Source organism: Lentzea sp. NPDC004782 (assembly GCF_040609115.1).
Lineage (GTDB): Bacteria > Actinomycetota > Actinomycetes > Mycobacteriales > Pseudonocardiaceae > Lentzea.
This window is the reverse complement of record NZ_JBEXJN010000017.1, coordinates 1-18236: the sequence shown is the minus strand read 5'-3', so window position 1 is coordinate 18236 and position 18236 is coordinate 1. Positions and strand designations below refer to the sequence as shown.

Below are 18236 nucleotides of genomic sequence, written 5' to 3'. Positions count from 1 at the left end.
ATGGTCGCCGTCGCCGCCCCGCGGCAGCTGCCTCGACTGTGGCATCGGTACAAGCAGGCGCTCGTGGTCGGCGGGATCGTGCTCGCCTGGCTCGTGCTGTGGCTGGTGCTGCGCAACTTCGGGACGTTGCCGCTGGACGCGTCCGAGCTGACCCCGCTGCACCGGTGGATCAACAGCGTCAACGACGCGGTCGGCGCGTCCAGGAACTCGAACCCGGTGTTCCTGTACTTCTTCAACGAGATCCGGCTCGTCATCGACGAGTTCGTGACGTTCGTGCAGGCGTTGATCGCGCAGCCGTCGTTCGGCCGGCCGGTGCCGGTGATCGGCTGGCTCGGCGTGGTCGGGATCGCGGGTTTCGTCAGTCTCGTGGTCGCCGGGTGGCGGGTCGCGTTGCTGGCCGTCGCGGGCTTCGTGTCCCTGGGGTTGCAGGGTCTGTGGCAGGAGAGCATGGACACGCTCTCGCTGACGCTGGCCGCGGTCGTGATCTCGTTGCTGTTCGGCATTCCGCTGGGCATCTGGGCCGGACTGTCCGATCGGGCCAACCGGGTCATGCAGCCGGTGCTCGACTTCATGCAGACCATGCCGACGTTCGTCTACCTGGCACCGCTGACGTTGTTCTTCCTGATCGGCCCGGCGTCGGCCACGATCGCGACGCTCGTCTACGCCGCGCCGCCGGCGATCCGGATCACCGCGCACGCGATCCGCTCGGTGCCGCACAACACCGTCGAGGCGTCGGAGTCGCTCGGCGCGACGCGCGGGCAGACGCTGGTCAAGGTGCTGCTGCCGTCCGCGCGCAAGACCATCGTGCTCGGCGTCAACCAGACGATCATGGCTGCTCTGTCGATGGTGACGATCGCCGCGCTGATCGACGCGCCGGGTCTGGGCAAGACGGTCGTGAAGGCGTTGCAGACGCTCGACGTCGGCACGGCGTTCAACGCCGGTCTGGCGATCGTGGTGCTGGCGATCGTGCTGGACCGCGTGACCACCGCCGCGACCGAACGGCGCACGCTGCCGCGCTGGGCGTTGTTCGGTGGTCTCGGCGTCACCGCCGTCACCGTCTACTTCTCCTACACCTACCTGTGGGCGGCGGAGTTCCCGGCGGACGTGGAGTTCGGCAGCTCGATCCGCAAGGGCGCGACCTCCGTGACGGAGTGGGCGCAGGACTCGCTGCCGTTCATCACCGGTGGTTTCAAGGATTTCGTCACGTTCGCGTTGATCAACCCGCTGCAGGCGCTGCTGGCCGAGTCGCCGTGGTTCCTGGTGGCGCTGGTGATCGTCGTGCTGTCGTTCCTGATCGGTGGTGCCCGGTCCGCGATCGTGTCCGCCGTGTGCGTCGGTCTGCTGGTCGCGACCGGTCTGTGGCAGGACTCGATGATCACGCTGGCGTCCACTCTGGTCGCCACGATCATGGTGATGGTCCTCGGTGTCGTGGTCGGCGTGTGGATGGGGCGCAGCAGGCGGGCGGATCGGCTCATCCGGCCGATCCTCGACGCGGGTCAGGTCATGCCGGCGTTCGTGTACCTGGTGCCGTTCCTCGCGCTGTTCGCCGCCACCAGGTTCACGGCGATCATCGCGGCCGTGGTGTTCGCGGCGCCGGTCGCCATCAAGATCATCGCGGACGGTGTGCGGGCCGTCTCGCCCGCGACGGTGGAGGCGTCCACGGCGCTGGGGTCCAGCTCGTGGCAGACGATCGTGAAGGTGCAGCTGCCGATGGCGCGCGGAGCGTTGACGCTCGCCGCCAACCAGGGGCTGATCTACGTGCTCTCGATGGTCGTCGTCGGCGGCCTCGTGGGCGCCGGTGCGCTCGGCTACGACGTGGTGGCCGGTTTCTCGCAGAGCAATCTGTACGGCAAGGGGCTCGCGGCCGGCGTGGCGATCGTCGTGCTGGGCGTGATGCTCGACCGCCTCACCCAGGCGGCCGCCAAGCGGTGGACCAACTAGGAGGTTGTGGAAGTGGCAAGGCACAGCGTGCTGGGAGCAGTGCTCGTGGGAGCGCTTGCGCTGGCCGGTTGCGGTGGCGCCAAGGTCGGCGACTCTTCATCGGGTGCGGCCGGCGACTGCGGCACGTTCAACCTCGCGGTCAACCCGTGGGTCGGTTACGAGGCGAACGCGGCGGTGCTCGCGTACGTGGCCGAGAAGGAGCTCAAGTGCAAGGTCACCAAGAAGGAGCTCAAGGAAGAGGTGGCCTGGCAGGGCTTCGGCACCGGTGAGGTCGACGCCGTCGTCGAGAACTGGGGCCACGACGACCTGCGCAAGAAGTACATCGACGAGCAGAAGACCGCGGTGAGCGCGGGCTCGACGGGCGTGAAGGGGCAGATCGGCTGGTACGTGCCGCCGTGGCTCGCCAAGGAGCACCCCGACATCCTGGACTGGAACAACCTCAACAAGTACGCGGACCAGTTCAAGACGTCCGAGTCCGGCGACAAGGGCCAGCTGCTCGACGGCGACCCGTCGTTCGTGACCAACGACGAGGCTCTGGTGAAGAACCTGAACCTCAACTACAAGGTCGTCTACGGCGGCAGTGAGACCGCGTTGATCCAGGCCTTCCGCCAGGCGGAGAAGGACAAGAAGTGGGTCATCGGCTACTTCTACTCGCCGCAGTGGCTGCTCAACGAGGTCAAGCTGGAGAAGGTGAAGCTGCCCGAGTACAAGGCGGGCTGTGACGCCGACGCGGAGAAGGTCGCCTGCGACTACCCGGACTACGACCTCGACAAGATCGTGTCCAAGAAGTTCGCCGACGCGAACGGCCCGGCGTACAACCTGGTCAAGAACTTCAAGTGGACCAACCAGGACCAGAACACCGTGGCGAAGTACATCGCCGAGGACAAGATGAAGCCGGAGGACGCGGCCAAGAAGTGGGTCGAGGCCAACGCCGACAAGATCAAGGCGTGGACGGCCAAGGCCTGAGTCAGCCGGTAAGGCCCAGCAAGGGCTTGTAAGGGGTCTCGTAAGGCTTCGTCAGGGCTTGTGGGCTGAACGGTCGTAGGGGTGGTTCCTGGACGAGAGGAACCACCCCTACGACTACCCCCGGCATCACGCAGCCTGTTGTCCGTTGGGGACCTCAGGCTCGTGCCGATGCGTCATGCGGTGCCACCACGACCGCGGCTTGCCGCCGTTGCGGTAGAACTCCTGGACGCGGCGGGCGTCCTCCCGCAGGGCAGCCTGCCGGTAGTCCATCTCCGCCTTGATCGCCTCGGGCGTCCACTCCATCTGACTCACTCCTCAGTTCGTTTTCCGACGAGGATGAGAGTGCTGCTGAGGGGTGGCCCCGGGCATCGGAAGATCACCTAAGGCTGGGCCGCGAGACCCCTTACTCCGGCATCCGGTCGCACCGTCGTGCCGGTACCTCAGGTTGGCGGCGACCTTGAACGTAGCCTTGCCCCGCGCCCCTAGGCCGCGTCGAAGCCGTCGTCGGCCGGTTGCCTCGCCCCGATTCGCGTCGATCGGCCTACCGCGTGAACCGCAGGGTGATCACCTGGAACGGGCGCAGCACGAGCTCCTCCGACGCGTCGGCCAGGGGCCGTTCCAGCAGGTCCGTCTCCTGGATGCCCCGGTAGGAGAAGGACGGGCGGACGGACGCGCGGGCACGGCCGCCGTGGGCCTCGTAGAGCCGGACGACGACGTCACCTGACCGGTCGTCGGCCAGTTTCACGGCCTCGACCCGCACCGCCGGGTTGTCGGTGCGCACCAGCGGTTGCGGTGCGGTGGACCCGCGGACGGTCCGCGGCGGCAGGTTGATGCGGTACCCGGCGTCGATGGCCTCCGGGATGCCCGCACCGACCACGAGGGCGTACCGGAAGCGGTGTTCGCCCTGGTCGGTCTCCGGGTCGGGGAACCTCGGCGCGCGCAGCAGCGACAGCCGGACGGTCGTGGTGGTGCCGCCGTCCTCGCGGGTCGTGCGGGTGACCTCGTGGCCGTAGGTGGAGTCGTTGACCACCGCGACGCCGTAGCCGGGTTCGCCGACGTGCAGGAAGCGGTGGGCGCAGATCTCGAACTTCGCGGCCTCCCACGAGGTGTTGGTGTGCACGGGGCGGTGCAGGTGGCCGAACTGGGTCTCGGCCGTGGAGACCTCGGCGCGCAGGTCGAGCGGGAAGGCGATCTTGAGCAGCTTCTCGCGTTCCTGCCAGTCGACCTCGGTGTCGAAGTCGACCTGCTTGGCGCCCTGGCGCAGCCGGATGGTCTGGGTGAGCTGTGAGTCGCCGAACGTCGCCCGCACGACGACACCGTCCTGCACGTCGACGCGCTCGGACGGGATCAGGTCTGCCTTCCAGTTGCGGTAGAACGGATCGATGTCCCAGGCGTCCCACTGGTTCGGGTTGTCGCGGTGCAGCTGCGGCAGGCCGGCGAACCCGTGCGGCGGCAGGACCTCGCGGTCGTTCTCCAGGTCCAGTACGGACAGCACGATGCCGTCCTCGTCGACGATGACGCGCAACCGTCCGTTGTCGAGCACGCCGTTTTCCGGCGCCACGAACGGTTGTGGTGCGTCGCCGCCGAGGACGTCGAACGTCAGCTCGTCCTCGCCGTCGCCCTTGATCGCGTCGATGGCCTTCGCGGTGATGGCCTTCAGTTCGGTGGCGACCTTCGCGTAGGTGGCTTCGGCCTCGCGGTGCACCCAGGCGATCGAGCTGCCCGGCAGGATGTCGTGGAACTGGTGCAGCAGCACGGTCTTCCACAACCGGTCGAGCTCGTCGTAGGGGTAGTCGTGGCCGTGGAGCGCTGCCGCGGTGGCCCAGTGCTCGGCCTCGCGCAGCAGGTGTTCGCCGCGGCGGTTGCCCTGCTTGGTCTTGGCCTGGGTGGTGTAGGTGGCGCGGTGCTTCTCCAGGTACAGCTCACCCGCCCACACCGGTGCGTCCGGGTACTCGTCCTGCGCGGCCTGGAAGAAGTCGCGCGGCGGTTCGACCTTCACCGTCGGCGAGCCTTCGAGGTCCGCGACGCGGTGCGCGGTCTCCATCATCTCGCGGGTGGGGCCGCCACCGCCGTCGCCGTAGCCGAACGGGACCAGCGACCGGGAGGCCTTGGCGTGCTCGGCGAACTGGCGGGACGCCCGTGCCAGCTCCTCGCCGCTCAGCGACGAGTTGTAGGTGTCGACCGGAGGGAAGTGCGTGAAGATCCGGGTGCCGTCGATGCCCTCCCACCAGAACGTGTGGTGCGGGAACCGGTTGATCTGGTTCCACGACAGCTTCTGGGTGAGGAACCAGCGCGAGCCGCTCAGCTTGATCAGCTGGGGGAGTGCGGCGCTGTAGCCGAACGAGTCCGGCAGCCAGACCTCCTCGGTCTCCACGCCGAAGTGGTCCAGGAAGAAGCGCTTGCCGTGCACGAGCTGGCGGGCCATCGCCTCGCCGCCGGGCATGTTCGTGTCCGACTCGACCCACATGCCGCCGACCGGCACGAACTGTCCACTTCGGACCTTCTCGCGGATCCGGTCCCAGACGTGCGGGTGGTGGTCCTTCATCCACGCGTACTGCTGCGCCTGCGAGCACGCGAAGTAGAAGTCCGGATAGGCGTCCATCAGCCTGGTGACGTTGGAGAACGTGCGTGCGCACTTGCGGACGGTTTCGCGCAGCGGCCACAGCCAGGCGGAGTCGATGTGCGCGTGGCCGATCGCGGAGACCTTGTGCGCGGAGGCCGTGGCGGGCAACGAGAGCACTCCGACGAGCTCTTCGCGGGCCAGGTCGGCGGTGGCGGCGACGTCGTTGAGGTCGAGCGCGTCCATCGCCCGGTCGAGCGCGTGCAGGATCTTGTGCCGGCGCGGGTCGTGGTCCGGCAGCTCCTTCATCAGGCCCTGGAGCACCTCGATGTCGAGCATCAGGTGCCAGACCTGCGGCTGGAACACCGCGAGTTCGGCCTTGACGATCCGGTACAGCGGTTCGGTGCCCGCCGTTTCCTTGTCGCCCAGCGGGGTCGGCAGGAACGGGTGGAAGTCGAGGATCGTCGGGTTGCCGGCGGCTTCCAGGTAGTAGTGGACCTTTTCGCCATCGACGGGCAGGTAGGTGTTGCGCGGTTCGATGCCTTTGACGGGCACACCGTTCGCCGTGTACGCGAGGCCCTCGGACTGGAAGCCGGGGCCGGGATGGGTGAAGCCGAGATCCAGCACGACCTCGACCTGCCTGCCCTGCCACGCCTGGGGGACTTCGCCGGTGAGCCGGAACCAGCTGGTGCTCCACGGCGCGCCCCAGGCGTCGCCGACGCTCGCCGGTTCGTAGGTGGCTTCGATCGCTTCGGCGACCGGGACCGGCTCGTCCGGCACGTGCCACACGGCCAGGTCCAGCGGCGCGGTCTCGCCGTAGATCGCCGGGCGGATGCGTTCCTTCAGCGTGCGGTTGAGTCGCTCTTCCAGCAGCGCGCGTTCGTCGTGCACTTGGTCACCCCAGTTCGATCGAGGCCCGCACGCCGTCGCGTGCGAGGGTCATCCACTCTTCGAAGAAAGCTCCGCCCGGTCCCCACGAGGGCCGGTCCCCGTGCAGCTCGACCGGGGTGCGCTCGGCCGGTGCGGGTGTTGCCTCGCGCACGATCCTGGCGATCGCCTCCCCGAGCGGTTTGACCTCGCGGTCCGTCGTCAACAGGCCCAACTCGTACTCGCGTTCGGGGAAGTCCACCAGCGCACGGTCGACGTCGTGCGAGCACCACCACGTGACGCCCCACAGGTTCGAGCAGGTCAGCACGTTCGCAAGCGTTTGCTCGGCGAACTGCGGGGCCTGCTCGGCGCTGATCTCCGGCTGGGCGGCACCGACCTCCTGCAGCCACACCGGCCGGTTCGGGTCCTTCGCGTGCGCCTTGGCCAGTTCGACGAGGTACTCGGCGTGATGGACGCTCTCGGGGGAGAGCGGTCCGTAGCGCTGTGCCGTGCCGTTGAAGACCCACGAGTGCACAGTGGTCATCGCGCCCTTGTTCGCCGCGTGCTCGGGCAGGAACTCGTGCTCGCTCTCGTACCAGACGGCGTCGTACTCCGAGTGCACGTGCGCGTGGTGCGGTGCGGCCGCGGCGCACTCGGTGAGGAGGGCGTCGAGCCACTCACCGGCCTGCCGGGGTGTGCACGGGTTCGACTCGGTGAGCAGGTTGACCTCGTTGCCCAGGGTGAAGCCGAGGAAGTTCGGCTTGTCCCGCAGCGCCTCGGCCAGCGTGCGGAGGTAGAGCTTCTGGCCGCTGATCACGTCGGGGTCGGTGAAGATGTTGCGCCGGTGCCAGGTCTGCACCCACGACGGGTAGAAGTCGAAGCTCGACAGGTGGCCCTGCAGCACGTCGACCTGCACGTCCAGGCCGGTCTCGCGGGCCGCGTCGAGCAGCTGGGCGAGCTGCTCGACGGCCTTCGGCCGGACGAGGCCGCGGTTGGGCTGGAACACCGGCCACAGCGGGAAGACCCGCACGTGGTCGAGGCCCAGCCCGGCGATGGACTCGAAGTCGGCTTTGACGTCGTCGATGGCGAAGTCGAGCCAGTGGTGGAACCAGCCGGTCGACGGGGTGTAGTTCACACCGAAACGCACTTGGTCATCCCTTGATCGCGCCTTCTCCGACTCCGCGGAAGAAGTGCTTCTGCAGCAACAGGAACAGCAGGATCAGCGGGAGGACGGCGATGATCGTGCCCGCCGCCACCAGCCGCTGGTTCTGCACGAACGTGCCCTGGAGGTAGGCCAGGCCGATCGTGAGCGTGTACTTCTCCTGGTCGCTGAGCACCACGAGCGGCCAGAGGAAGTCGTCCCAGCTGAACATGAACGAGAACAGCGCCACCACGACCAGCGTGCCCTTCACCGACGGCAGCGCGAGGCGGGTGAACCGCTGCCACGCGTTGGCGCCGTCGATGACCGCGGCCTCCTCGACCTCGGCGGGGAGCGCGAGGAAGGCGTTGCGCAGCAGCAGGACGTTGAGCGCGGCGATCGAGCCGGGCAGCACGACGCCGGTGAGCGTGTCGGTGAGCCCGAGTCCGCGCATCACCAGGAACAGCGAGATGAGAATGGCCTCGAACGGCACCAGGATGCTGCCGGCGAAGATCACGGCCGCGAGCTTGCGGCCGCGGAACCTGAGCCGTGCCAGGGCATAACCGGCCATCGCCGCGCCCAGGCAGTTGGCGACGACGTTGACGCTCGCCACGCCGAGCGAGTTGAGCGCGAACGTCCAGACCGGTACGACGTCGGCGACGGCCGCGTAGTTGCTGAACGTGGGGTCGTCCGGGATGAAGTCGGGGACGAAGACGTCCTCGTCCGGCCCCTTGATGCTGGTGGCGAACTGCCACAGGAACGGCCCGATGCTGATCGCGAGGATGCTCAGGAGTCCCAGGTAGCGGAGGGCGAGCTTCACAGCTGGTCCTCCCTGCGGTTGAGCTTGAGGGTGATCAGCAGCAGTCCCAGCAGGATCACGAACAGCACGAGGCTCAGCGCCGAGGCGTACCCGACCTCGCCGGTGAGGCCGCGGCCGACCGACTGGATGAGCATCACCATCGTGGTGCTCGCCCCGCCCGGTCCGCCGGTGCCGCCCGACAGCAGGTAGATCTCGGAGAACACGCGGAACCCGTTGACCGCGCTCAGCGCCGCGATGAGCACCATCGTCGGCCGGAGTGCGGGCACGGTGACGGACCAGAAGCGGCGCACCGGTCCCGCGCCGTCGACCATCGCGGCCTCGTGCAGTTCCTTCGGCACGTTCGCGAGCGCGGCCAGGTAGATCACCATGTAGTAGCCGAGCCCGCGCCAGACCGTCACGAGCATCGAGCTGAAGAGCAGCAGGGTGGAGTCGGTCAGGAACGGAATCCTGGTGCCGCCCAACGCTTCCACGACGCTGTTCACCAGGCCGCGGCTGTCCAGCAGCCACGTCCAGATGAGCCCGACCACGACCGCGGACGCGATGACGGGCGTGAAGAACGCCGTGCGGAAGATCCCGATGCCCGGCACCACCTCCCGCGCCAGCATCGCGATCAGCAACGGCAACAGCACCAGTGGCGGCACGACGCACACCATGTAGAGCAGGCTGTTGCGCGCGGCCACCCAGAACTTCGGGTCACCGGCCATGCGCACGAAGTTGTCCACACCGGTGAACTGGCCGCCGCCGAGCGCGCTCGCGTCGGTGAACGAGAGCACGACCATGTTCAGGAACGGGAAGATCGTGAACATCAGGCAGACGGCCAGTCCTGGCAACAGGAACAGCCACGGCGTGTAGGGCCGGTGAGTCACTTGAGGAGCCTGTTGCACTCGGCGACGGCGTCGTCGAGGGCCTGCTTCGGCGACTTCTTGCCGAGCATGGCGTCGGCCAGCTGCTGCAGCAGGGCTTCGCGCATCTGGTCGCTGAACTGCACCGGCGTGTAGTTCACCGCGGTCTTGAGCTGCTTGGCCGCCGCGACGCGCACGCGTGCCTCGTCGGTGCCGTCCTCGGTGGTGAAGTACGGGTCGTCGCCGCCCTTGGAGGTGCTCGGGAAGATCGAGGCGAGCTTGGCGAACTTCACCTGGTTCTCGGCGTTGGTGACGAACCGGCCGAACGCCAGTGCCGTCGCCTGGTTCTTGCTGCTCTTCGGCACGCTCACGCCGTGCAGGAACATGTTGGCGCTGCCCGTGTTCGTGATGGGCTTGGCGATGCCGATGTTCGCGTAGAGGCTCGGTGCGTCGGTCTTGAACTTGCCGAGGTCGTAGGCGCTGCCGGGGTTGAGCGCGGTCTGCTGCGCCATGAACTTCGCGCCGGCGCCGGTGTAGTTCTGCGTGAGCGCCTCGGGGATGAGCGCGCCCGCGTCGTACATCCGTTTGTAGCTCTCGACGAACTCGACGCCCTTGGGCTCGTTGAAGGTGAACTTGTCGTTGTCGAACACCTTCACGCCGTAGAGCCCGAAGTCCGCGATGCTCGGGGTCTGGCCGAGCATCGCGATCTTCTTCTCGGCGAGCTTGAGCGCCTGCTCCTCCAGCTCCTTGAAGTTCGTCGGCGGCTTGTTCGGGTCGAGGCCCGCCTGCTGGAAGAGCGCCTTGTTGTAGAAGATCGGCCCGGTGTTGAGGTACCAGGGGAAGCCGTAGCAGCCGCCCTTGCCGGGGATCTCGAACGCCTGCCAGGCGTTGCCGAGGTACTCGGGCTCGGCCTCCTCGAGCGCCTGGTCGAGGTCGACGAGCTGACCTGCCTTGGCGAGCGGGAAGCTGAGGTCGGGCGGCACGTTGATGACGTCGGGCAGGCTGCCCGCGCTCGCGTCGGCCATGACCTTGGCCAGGTACCCGTCCGCGGGCTGGTCGACCCACTTCACCGAGGTGCCCTGGTGCTGCTTCTGGAACGCGTCGATGACGCCGTTGACGTAGTCGGTGTACTTGGGCTTGAGCGACCACGTCTGGAACGTGATCTCGCCGGTGACCTGCCCGCTCGCGGACGAGTTGCTCGCGGTGCCGCCCGACAGACCGCAGCCCGCTGCGGACCCCGCGACGGGGAGGGCCACCAGGCCCGCGAGGAACGTGCGCCTCTTCATTGACACCCACCTCCTTGGTCGCGGACCCTAGCTAAACCGGTTTACCTGCGGCTAGCCTCCGGACGTCTTGTTGTCCTGTTCCGGACAGGACGCGGTTGCCGTTGCGGGAAGGGCGTTGAGTGAAGAGGCCGACCATCAAGGACATCGCGGCCGCGGCCGGGGTGTCGAAGGGGGCGGTGTCGCTCGCCCTGAACGGCCGGTCCGGGGTCTCCGAGGCGACCCGAGCCCGTGTGCTGGAGGTGGCGTCGACCCTCGGCTACCGGCCTTCGGTCACGGCCCGCGCATTGTCGTCCGCCTCGGCCGACGCGGTGGGGCTGGTGCTGGTGCGGCCGCCGCGAGCGCTGGGGGACGAGGCGTTCTTCTTCCAGCTGATCGCCGGGATGCAGTCCGAGATGTCGTCGGCGTTGCTGCTGCAGGTGGTGGGGTCGCGGGCCGAGGAGATCGAGCTCTACCGGCGGTGGTGGGCCGAGCACCGGGTCGACGGCGTGTTCCTCGTGGATCTGCTGGTGTCGGATCCTCGGGTCGAGCTGATGTCCTCGCTCGGGCTGCCGGCGGTGGTCGTGGGCGGGGCCGGGCATCACGGGTCGCTGGCTTCGGTGTGGGCCGACGACCACGCGGCCATGACTTCCGTGGTGGAATACCTGAAGTCGTTGGGGCATCGGCGGATTGCTCGGGTGACCGGGTTGTCGTCGTTGTTGCACACCGTGCGCCGGGATGCCGCGTTCGTTTCGTCCGTTGTGGACGGTGTGATCGTGGCCGGGGACTACACGGCCGAGTCCGGGGCTGCCGCCACTCGGGAGTTGCTGGGTTCCGATGCGGTGCCCACCGCGATCGTTTACGACAACGACGTCATGGCGGTGGCGGGGGCCGAGGTGGCGGCTTCGCTGGGGGTTTCGGTGCCTTCGGAGTTGTCGATCGTGGCTTGGGACGACTCGGTGCTGTGCCAGCACGGGCGGCTGACCGCGTTGTCCCGGGACACGTTCGCGTTCGGGGCACGGGCGGCTCGGGCCTTGCTGGCGGTGTTGGAGGGGGCCGCGCCGGTGGACGTCGAGGACGTCTTGCCCGAGTTGGTGGTTCGGGGGAGTACGGGGCCGGTTGCGTAGGTGCTCGCGGTGTGTGGGGTGGTCCCGTCACGAGTCGTAGGCTCGCTGCGGGACCACCCCACGGGGCCGCACGGGGTCAGGTCAGGGAGGCGACCTGGTCGCTCACCACCTGGGCCGCGGCGGAGACGAGGGCCGTTACCGCCGGGTTCGTCGAGTTGTCCTGGCGCCAGCCGAACTGCGTGTAGACGCGGAAAGTCGGGGACCAGGGCAAGCGGACCAACCTGCCGTCGGCGAGTTCGTTGGCGACGGTGACCTCCGGCATGAGGGCGATGCCGAGGCCTGCGGCGACTGCGCGTTTGGCGGCGTCCACGGAGTCGAGCTCCAGGACCGGGGCGCGGGTGTCGTCGAAGCCGAGGGAGTTTTCGAAGAGCTCGTGGTAGGAGGCGCCGTTCTCGGCCCGGATCAGGGTGCTGCTCGTCAGGTCGTCCTCGGTGAGGGACTGGCGTTGGGTGAGCACGTGGTTCGGGCCCGCGACCATGACGAGGGGCTCGGGGCACAGGACGGTGGTTTCGAGGCCCTCGCGGGGTTCGATGGCGCCGATGAAGAAGGCGCAGTCGAGGGCACCGTCGCGGACCGAGTTCAGGTTGTTCAGGGTGTTGCGCGAGTGCAGCGACAGTTGGACGGACGGGTAGCGCCAGCACATGTATTCGATGAGCGGTAGCAGACGGTAGTCGGTCAAACTCTGTGCGGAGCCGATGACGAGTTTGCCGTGCGGCTCCCCGTTCATCGTTATGGCTTTTCGGGCCTTTTCGGTGAGGTTGATGATGTTTCGTGCGAACGGGAGCAGTTCTACGCCCGCGGACGTCATCTGGATACCGCGCGGGAGGCGGCGGAAAAGGACGACCCCGAGGGCCTCCTCCAGGGCCTTGATGCGGGTGGTGATGGTCGGCTGCGAGCAATTGAGCGTGGCTGCGGCCTTGGTGAAGCTGCCGGTCTGTACCACGGTTGTGAACGCGAGAAGCTGGCGTGTCTCCATCAGGCGGATCCTCGGAGTAAAACGGTGCGACGACTTTTTCTCGTTCGTTCCCGTGGTCCTGTTACGCATGGTGCGGGCGTAGCAACGCTACCTGTCACCCGCGCGCGGGTGATTAGTGCTAACGGAGTCATCTTGATCGGTCGGGAATCGTGGTTGCGGCCGAAAGAGTGAAATTGTGAAGACCGGTTTGACGGGCCGTAGTTGAACGACTCTTTTCCGTGAAGCCTTTCGCCGCGCGAACAAGAACGCTGTCGTGCGGAGGGGGTGGCCGGTTCCGTGAAGACGCGGCAGGCTCGGGTGTCCGAGCCGTCAGGCTCACGGGAGGCGCGTCGCCATCGCGGTTGTCGACGGTGACGACCCTGCTGCGCCTGGCCGTCGGAGAACGCGTGGGGGACCGCGGACCGGCCGTCCCGCCCGGGCGAAACCGGGCAGGTCCGACGGTCCCGTTCGGTTGTGGAGGACGGGGTGGCGGCGGTCACAGCGCGGCTCTCGCCTAGACTCGCTGGGAATCCGGGCGCCTGCTGAGGCGGTACCGGCTGTCTGCACGTTCTTGTTCGTTACGAGGAGTCCACGTTGAAGAGCACCGTCGAGCACCTGAGCCCGACGAGGGTCCGGATCAACGTCGAGGTGCCGTTCGACGAGCTCAAGTCGAACTTCGACCAGGCGTACCGGAAGCTCGCGAAGCAGGTTCGCATCCCCGGTTTCCGTCCGGGCAAGGCCCCGGCCAAGGTGCTGGAGAGCCGCATCGGCCGCGCCCCGGTCCTGGACGAGGTCATCCAGGAGGCCATCCCGGCGAAGTACCTGGAGGCGGTGTCCGCCGGTGAGGTGCGCACGCTCGGCCGCCCCGACTTCGAGGTGACCAAGATCGAGGACGGCGAGACGCTCGAGTTCACCGCCGAGGTCGACGTTCGTCCCGAGATCACCGTGCCCGCGTTCGGCGAGCTGGAGGTCACGGTCGACGAGCAGGAGGTCACCGACGAGGACGTGACCACGCAGCTCGACGAGCTCCGCGCCCGCTTCGGCACCCTGACCGGCGTCAGCCGCCCGGCGGAGACCGGTGACTTCGTCATCGTCGACCTGTCCGCCACGGTCGACGGCGAGGAGGTCGAGGAGGCGCGCACCAGCGGCCTGTCCTACGAGATCGGCTCCGGTCAGCTCGTCGAGGGCATCGACGAGGCTCTCGTCGGCGCGTCCGAGGGTGAGACCAAGACGTTCAACACCACGCTGGTCGCCGGCGAGCACCAGGGCCGCGAGGCCGAGGTCACCGTCGTGCTGAACACCGTCAAGGAGCGTCAGCTCCCCGAGCTCGACGACGAGTTCGCGCAGCTCGCCAGCGAGTTCGACACGCTCGACGAGCTCAAGGAAGACCTGCGCACCCGCCTGGGCCGGGTCAAGAAGATGCAGCAGGGCGTCCAGGCCCGCGACAAGGTCCTCGAGGCGCTGCTGGAGACCACCGAGGTCCCGCTGCCCGAGGGCATCGTCCAGGGCGAGATCGACGCCCGCAAGCACGACGCCGTGCACGCGTTCGACCACGACGAGGCCAAGTTCGCCGAGTGGCTGACCGAGCAGGGTCAGACCGAGGAGGAGTTCGACGCCGAGCTGCGCAAGGCCGCCGAGCAGGCCGTCAAGACGCAGCTGGTGCTCGACTCGATCGCCGACGCCGAGCAGGTCACGGTGTCCGACGGCGAGCTGACCGAGCGGATCATCTACCAGGCCCAGCGCTTCGGCATCAGCCCCGACGAGTACGTCAAGCGCGCCCAGCAGTCGGGACAGCTCGGCGCGATCTTCGCCGACGTCCGCCGCGGCAAGGCGCTCGCGAGCGTCGTGCGCCAGGCTTCGGTGAGCGACACGTCCGGCCAGAAGCTGGACCTCGACGAGCTCTTCGGTGAGACCAAGTCCGATGAGGACAACGCGGGCGAGTGATCCAGGCTGCTCTCCCGCCAGCGGGTGAGCGCCGAAAATACTGCCTAGAGCGAACGCGGGCGGTGTCGGGCATCTGACGCCGCCCGCCTTCGTTAAGGTCGGTCGCAGAGAGTTTTCGCATCCAGATTCGTTCCACCTGGAGTTAGGCAGGCAGACGTGACGCAGCACTCCTTCCCGACCCCCGAGATGCGGTCGGCCACCGCCGGGATGAACCTCAACGACTCGGTGTACGAGCGGCTGCTCCGCGAGCGGATCATCGTCCTGGGATCGCAGGTCGAAGAGGGCATCGCCAACCAGATCACCGCTCAGCTGCTGCTGCTGGCCGCTGAGGACCCCGAGAAGGACATCACCCTCTACATCAACTCGCCGGGTGGCTCCGTCACGGCGGGTATGGCCATCTACGACACGATGCAGCTCATCGAGCCGGACGTGGCCACGTACGCCATGGGTCTCGCGGCCTCGATGGGGCAGTTCCTGCTCTCCGCGGGTGCCCCCGGCAAGCGCCACGCGCTCCCGCACGCGCGCATCCTCATGCACCAGCCGTCGGCCGGTGTCGGCGGTACGGCCGCGGACATCGCGATCCAGGCGGACATGCTGACGCGCACCAAGCGCGAGATGGCGGAGCTCATCGCCGAGCACACCGGCCAGCCGGTCGAGCGGATCATCCAGGACTCGGACCGCGACCGCTGGTTCACCGCGCAGGAGGCGCTGGAGTACGGCTTTGTCGACAAGGTCGTCACCCGCCCCCAGTCGGTGCGTTCGGGCAACTAGAAGCTGAGGAGATCTCGAAGTGAGCCAGTTCCACATGCCTCAGTCGCGGTACGTGCTGCCCTCGTTCGTCGAGCGCACCAGCTACGGCATGAAGGAGTCGAACCCGTACAACAAGCTGTTCGAGGAGCGCATCATCTTCCTCGGCGTGCAGGTTGACGACGCCTCGGCCAACGACGTCATGGCGCAGCTGCTGGTGCTCGAGTCCGAGGACCCGGACCGCGACATCCTGATGTACATCAACTCGCCGGGTGGCTCGTTCACCTCGCTGATGGCCATCTACGACACCATGCAGTTCGTGCGCCCGGACATCCAGACGTACTGCCTCGGCCAGGCCGCCTCGGCCGCCGCGGTGCTGCTGGCCGCCGGCACGCCCGGCAAGCGCCACGCGCTGCCGAACGCGCGAATCCTGATCCACCAGCCTTCGATGGAGGGCGCGTACGGTCAGGTGTCCGACCTGGAGATCCAGTCGAACGAGATCCAGCGCGTGCGCCGCCTGATGGAGTCCACCCTCGCGCGGCACACGAACCGGACGGCAGAGGAGGTCCGCGAGAGCATCGAGCGCGACCGGATCCTCACGGCCGACGAGGCCAAGGAGTACGGCATCGTCGACTCCGTCCTGCCCTACCGCAAGCTCTCTGCCAAGTCTTGACGTTCGGTGGAGGGGGTGAGGCGTGCTCGCGAAGAGCGCTCGCCTCGCCCCCACGGCCCGGTGTTCGTCTGGGGGACACCCCAGACCCCGGGTCGCTGCCCACGGCTTGGGAAACCCCATGCCGTGGGCATCAGCCGCCCACCCGACACGCCGATGTGACCGGTTAACTGGCCTGATCGGCGCGTCGGGGGGACGCTGGTCCTCCCCTGAAACGGGGTAGGCCAGGTACCGTCAGGAGAACGGGCTCAGCACCCACAGCCAGTGGGACTGCCACAGCAAGTCAGCAGGCGCACTACAGCAGGTGTGCGCCGGAGGGGACATAGGTCAGCGGTCATGGCGCGTATCGGTGACGGCGGCGACTTGCTGAAGTGCTCTTTCTGCGGAAAGAGCCAGAAGCAGGTGAAGAAACTCATCGCCGGCCCCGGCGTCTACATCTGCGATGAGTGCATCGATCTCTGCAACGAGATCATCGAGGAGGAGCTGGCGGAAGCCGGCGACGTGAAGCTCGACGAGCTGCCGAAGCCCGCCGAGATCCACGAGTTCCTCGACCAGTACGTCATCGGCCAGTCCGAGGCGAAGCGGACCCTCTCGGTCGCCGTCTACAACCACTACAAGCGCATCCAGGCGGGCGACCGCGGGCGCGAGGGTCGGGACGACGGCGTCGAGCTCGCGAAGTCGAACATCCTGATGCTGGGCCCCACGGGCTGCGGCAAGACCTACCTCGCGCAGACACTCGCGAAGATGCTGAACGTGCCGTTCGCCATCGCCGACGCGACCGCGCTGACGGAGGCCGGGTACGTCGGTGAGGACGTCGAGAACATCCTCCTGAAGCTCATCCAGGCCGCCGACTACGACGTGAAGCGCGCCGAGACGGGCATCATCTACATCGACGAGGTCGACAAGATCGCTCGAAAGAGTGAAAACCCGTCGATCACGCGCGACGTGTCCGGTGAGGGCGTCCAGCAGGCGCTGCTCAAGATCCTGGAGGGCACGACGGCGTCGGTGCCCCCGCAGGGCGGCCGCAAGCACCCGCACCAGGAGTTCATCCAGATCGACACGACGAACGTGCTGTTCATCGTGGCCGGCGCCTTCGCGGGCCTGGAGAAGATCATTCAGGACCGCGTGGGCAAGCGCGGCCTGGGCTTCGGTGCCGAGGTGCGGAGCAAGGCCGAGGTGGACGCGGCGGACTACTTCGCCGACTCCATGCCGGAGGACCTGATCAAGTTCGGCCTGATCCCCGAGTTCATCGGGCGTCTGCCGATGGTCGCCTCCGTCACGAACCTCGACAAGCCGTCCCTGGTGCAGATCCTCACCGAGCCGAAGAACGCGCTGGTCAAGCAGTACCAGAAGCTCTTCGAGATGGACGGCGTGGAGCTGGAGTTCACCAAGACCGCGCTCGAAGCGGTCGCCGACCAGGCGATCCTGCGCGGAACCGGTGCCCGGGGCTTGCGCGCGATCATGGAAGAGGTCCTGCTCCCGGTGATGTACGACATCCCGAGCCGCACGGACGTCGCCAAGGTCGTGATCACCGAGCAGACGGTGAAGGAGAACGTGAACCCGACGATCGTGGCCCGGCAGCCCTCGCGCCGGGAACGGCGGGAGAAGTCGGCGTAGCGTGCTCGCGAGCTGTTCCGGAAGGGCGCCGGTGATCACACCGGCGCCCTTTCGGCGTTCTAAGGTGGAGACATGTCGCTGCCTCACGTGCTCATCCTCCACGGCTGGACCGGCTCCGGCCCCGACCACTGGCAGAGCTGGCTCGCCCGCACGGTCTCCGAGCACGGCGGCCTCGCGGACATGCCGCACTTCAGCGACCCGGACCAGCCCGACCTGACCACGTGGCTGCGTGAGCTCGACACCCACCTCGAAGCGGCGCCGAAGGACCGCGAACGGGTCGTCCTCGCCCACTCGCTCGGCTGCTACCTGTGGCTGCACCACGCCGCCCGCCAGGACATCGGCCACGTGGACCGCGTGCTGCTCGTGGCCCCGCCCGCCCTGAACTACCCCGAGCCGGCCATCAAGTCGTTCTTCCCGGCCCCGCTCGACCCCGCCGGCCTGCGCCGCGCCGCCACCGACACCCGCCTCGTCGTGGGCGAGGGCGACCCGTACTGCTCGATGCAGGAGTCCAAGCAGCTGGCCGAGGCGTTGCGGATCGAGGTCGACGTGCTGCCGGGTGCGGCGCACATCAACACCGACGCGGGCTACGGGGAGTGGCCGTCGGTGCTGAAGTGGGTGCGGTCGAAGACGGCGCCGCTCTCACCGCGCTAAGCGGCTTGCCGGCGGTCTTGTCCCCGTAACCCGCCTGCCGGTCAGTTACGTGGATGAAGGGCGCCTTCCTCCACCTGGTGTGGATGAAGGCGCCCGTCATCCACCACACCAGACGGCGAGTTGCGGACA

General features: G+C 67.7%; 15 protein-coding genes. 8 read left to right on the top strand and 7 right to left on the bottom strand.

Annotated elements, in window-relative coordinates; all coding sequences use genetic code 11:
* Together ABZV40_RS17780 and ABZV40_RS17775 are read left to right on the top strand one after the other, a co-directional pair.
* Window positions 1-1941, top strand: coding sequence for an ABC transporter permease subunit (locus tag ABZV40_RS17780; RefSeq protein ID WP_355442051.1), 1941 nt, complete (start codon window positions 1-3; stop codon window positions 1939-1941).
* A gap of 12 nt (window positions 1942-1953) precedes the next feature.
* Complete coding sequence (locus tag ABZV40_RS17775) at window positions 1954-2907, top strand: ABC transporter substrate-binding protein (RefSeq protein WP_355442048.1); 954 nt, start codon at window positions 1954-1956, stop codon at window positions 2905-2907.
* Between the two features lie 126 nt (window positions 2908-3033).
* Here the strand turns inward: ABZV40_RS17775 and ABZV40_RS17770 are convergent, their stop codons facing one another.
* The 6 genes from ABZV40_RS17770 to ABZV40_RS17745 form a co-directional block, all read right to left on the bottom strand.
* Window positions 3034-3210: a hypothetical protein gene (locus tag ABZV40_RS17770; RefSeq protein ID WP_158102606.1), complete on the bottom strand. Its 177-nt coding sequence runs from the start codon at window positions 3208-3210 to the stop codon at window positions 3034-3036.
* Window positions 3211-3448: 238 nt separating this feature from the next.
* On the bottom strand, window positions 3449-6358 hold the full coding sequence (locus ABZV40_RS17765; RefSeq protein WP_355442045.1) for a glycoside hydrolase family 38 C-terminal domain-containing protein: 2910 nt from the start codon (window positions 6356-6358) through the stop codon (window positions 3449-3451).
* Window positions 6359-6362: 4 nt separating this feature from the next.
* Window positions 6363-7481, bottom strand: coding sequence for a cellulase family glycosylhydrolase (locus tag ABZV40_RS17760; protein ID WP_355442042.1), 1119 nt, complete (start codon window positions 7479-7481; stop codon window positions 6363-6365).
* A 4-nt stretch (window positions 7482-7485) separates the two neighbouring features.
* Window positions 7486-8292, bottom strand: a complete 807-nt coding sequence (locus ABZV40_RS17755; RefSeq protein WP_355442039.1) for a carbohydrate ABC transporter permease — start codon at window positions 8290-8292, stop codon at window positions 7486-7488.
* Window positions 8289-9158: a sugar ABC transporter permease gene (locus ABZV40_RS17750; protein WP_355442036.1), complete on the bottom strand. Its 870-nt coding sequence runs from the start codon at window positions 9156-9158 to the stop codon at window positions 8289-8291. The genes ABZV40_RS17755 and ABZV40_RS17750 overlap by 4 nt, the downstream gene beginning before the upstream one ends.
* Window positions 9155-10420, bottom strand: coding sequence for a sugar ABC transporter substrate-binding protein (locus tag ABZV40_RS17745; RefSeq protein ID WP_355442033.1), 1266 nt, complete (start codon window positions 10418-10420; stop codon window positions 9155-9157). The genes ABZV40_RS17750 and ABZV40_RS17745 overlap by 4 nt, the downstream gene beginning before the upstream one ends.
* A 119-nt stretch (window positions 10421-10539) precedes the next feature.
* Here ABZV40_RS17745 and ABZV40_RS17740 point away from each other — a divergent pair, with 119 nt between their 5' ends.
* Entirely contained in the window at window positions 10540-11523 is a 984-nt protein-coding gene (locus tag ABZV40_RS17740; RefSeq protein ID WP_355442030.1) for a LacI family DNA-binding transcriptional regulator, read from the top strand.
* Window positions 11524-11599: 76 nt separating this feature from the next.
* On the opposite strand, the gene ABZV40_RS17735 is transcribed toward ABZV40_RS17740, so the two are convergent.
* Window positions 11600-12499 (bottom strand): LysR family transcriptional regulator, encoded by a 900-nt coding sequence (locus tag ABZV40_RS17735; protein ID WP_355442028.1) that lies wholly within the window; start codon window positions 12497-12499, stop codon window positions 11600-11602.
* A 573-nt stretch (window positions 12500-13072) separates the two neighbouring features.
* Here ABZV40_RS17735 and tig point away from each other — a divergent pair.
* The 5 genes from tig (at window position 13073) to ABZV40_RS17710 (ending at window position 18107) form a co-directional block, all read left to right on the top strand.
* Window positions 13073-14422, top strand: coding sequence for a trigger factor (gene tig, locus ABZV40_RS17730; RefSeq protein ID WP_355442025.1), 1350 nt, complete (start codon window positions 13073-13075; stop codon window positions 14420-14422).
* Between the two features lie 186 nt (window positions 14423-14608).
* Window positions 14609-15193, top strand: a complete 585-nt coding sequence (locus ABZV40_RS17725) for an ATP-dependent Clp protease proteolytic subunit (RefSeq protein WP_189258933.1) — start codon at window positions 14609-14611, stop codon at window positions 15191-15193.
* A gap of 19 nt (window positions 15194-15212) precedes the next feature.
* Window positions 15213-15842, top strand: coding sequence for an ATP-dependent Clp protease proteolytic subunit (locus tag ABZV40_RS17720; RefSeq protein WP_030468157.1), 630 nt, complete (start codon window positions 15213-15215; stop codon window positions 15840-15842).
* 333 nt (window positions 15843-16175) lie between these two features.
* Entirely contained in the window at window positions 16176-17456 is a 1281-nt protein-coding gene (clpX, locus tag ABZV40_RS17715) for an ATP-dependent Clp protease ATP-binding subunit ClpX (RefSeq protein ID WP_355442022.1), read from the top strand.
* Window positions 17457-17528: 72 nt separating this feature from the next.
* Window positions 17529-18107 carry an alpha/beta fold hydrolase gene (locus ABZV40_RS17710; RefSeq protein WP_355442019.1) on the top strand — a complete coding sequence of 193 codons (579 nt, stop codon included), beginning with the start codon at window positions 17529-17531 and terminating at the stop codon, window positions 18105-18107.
* Window positions 18108-18236 lie beyond the last annotated feature (129 nt).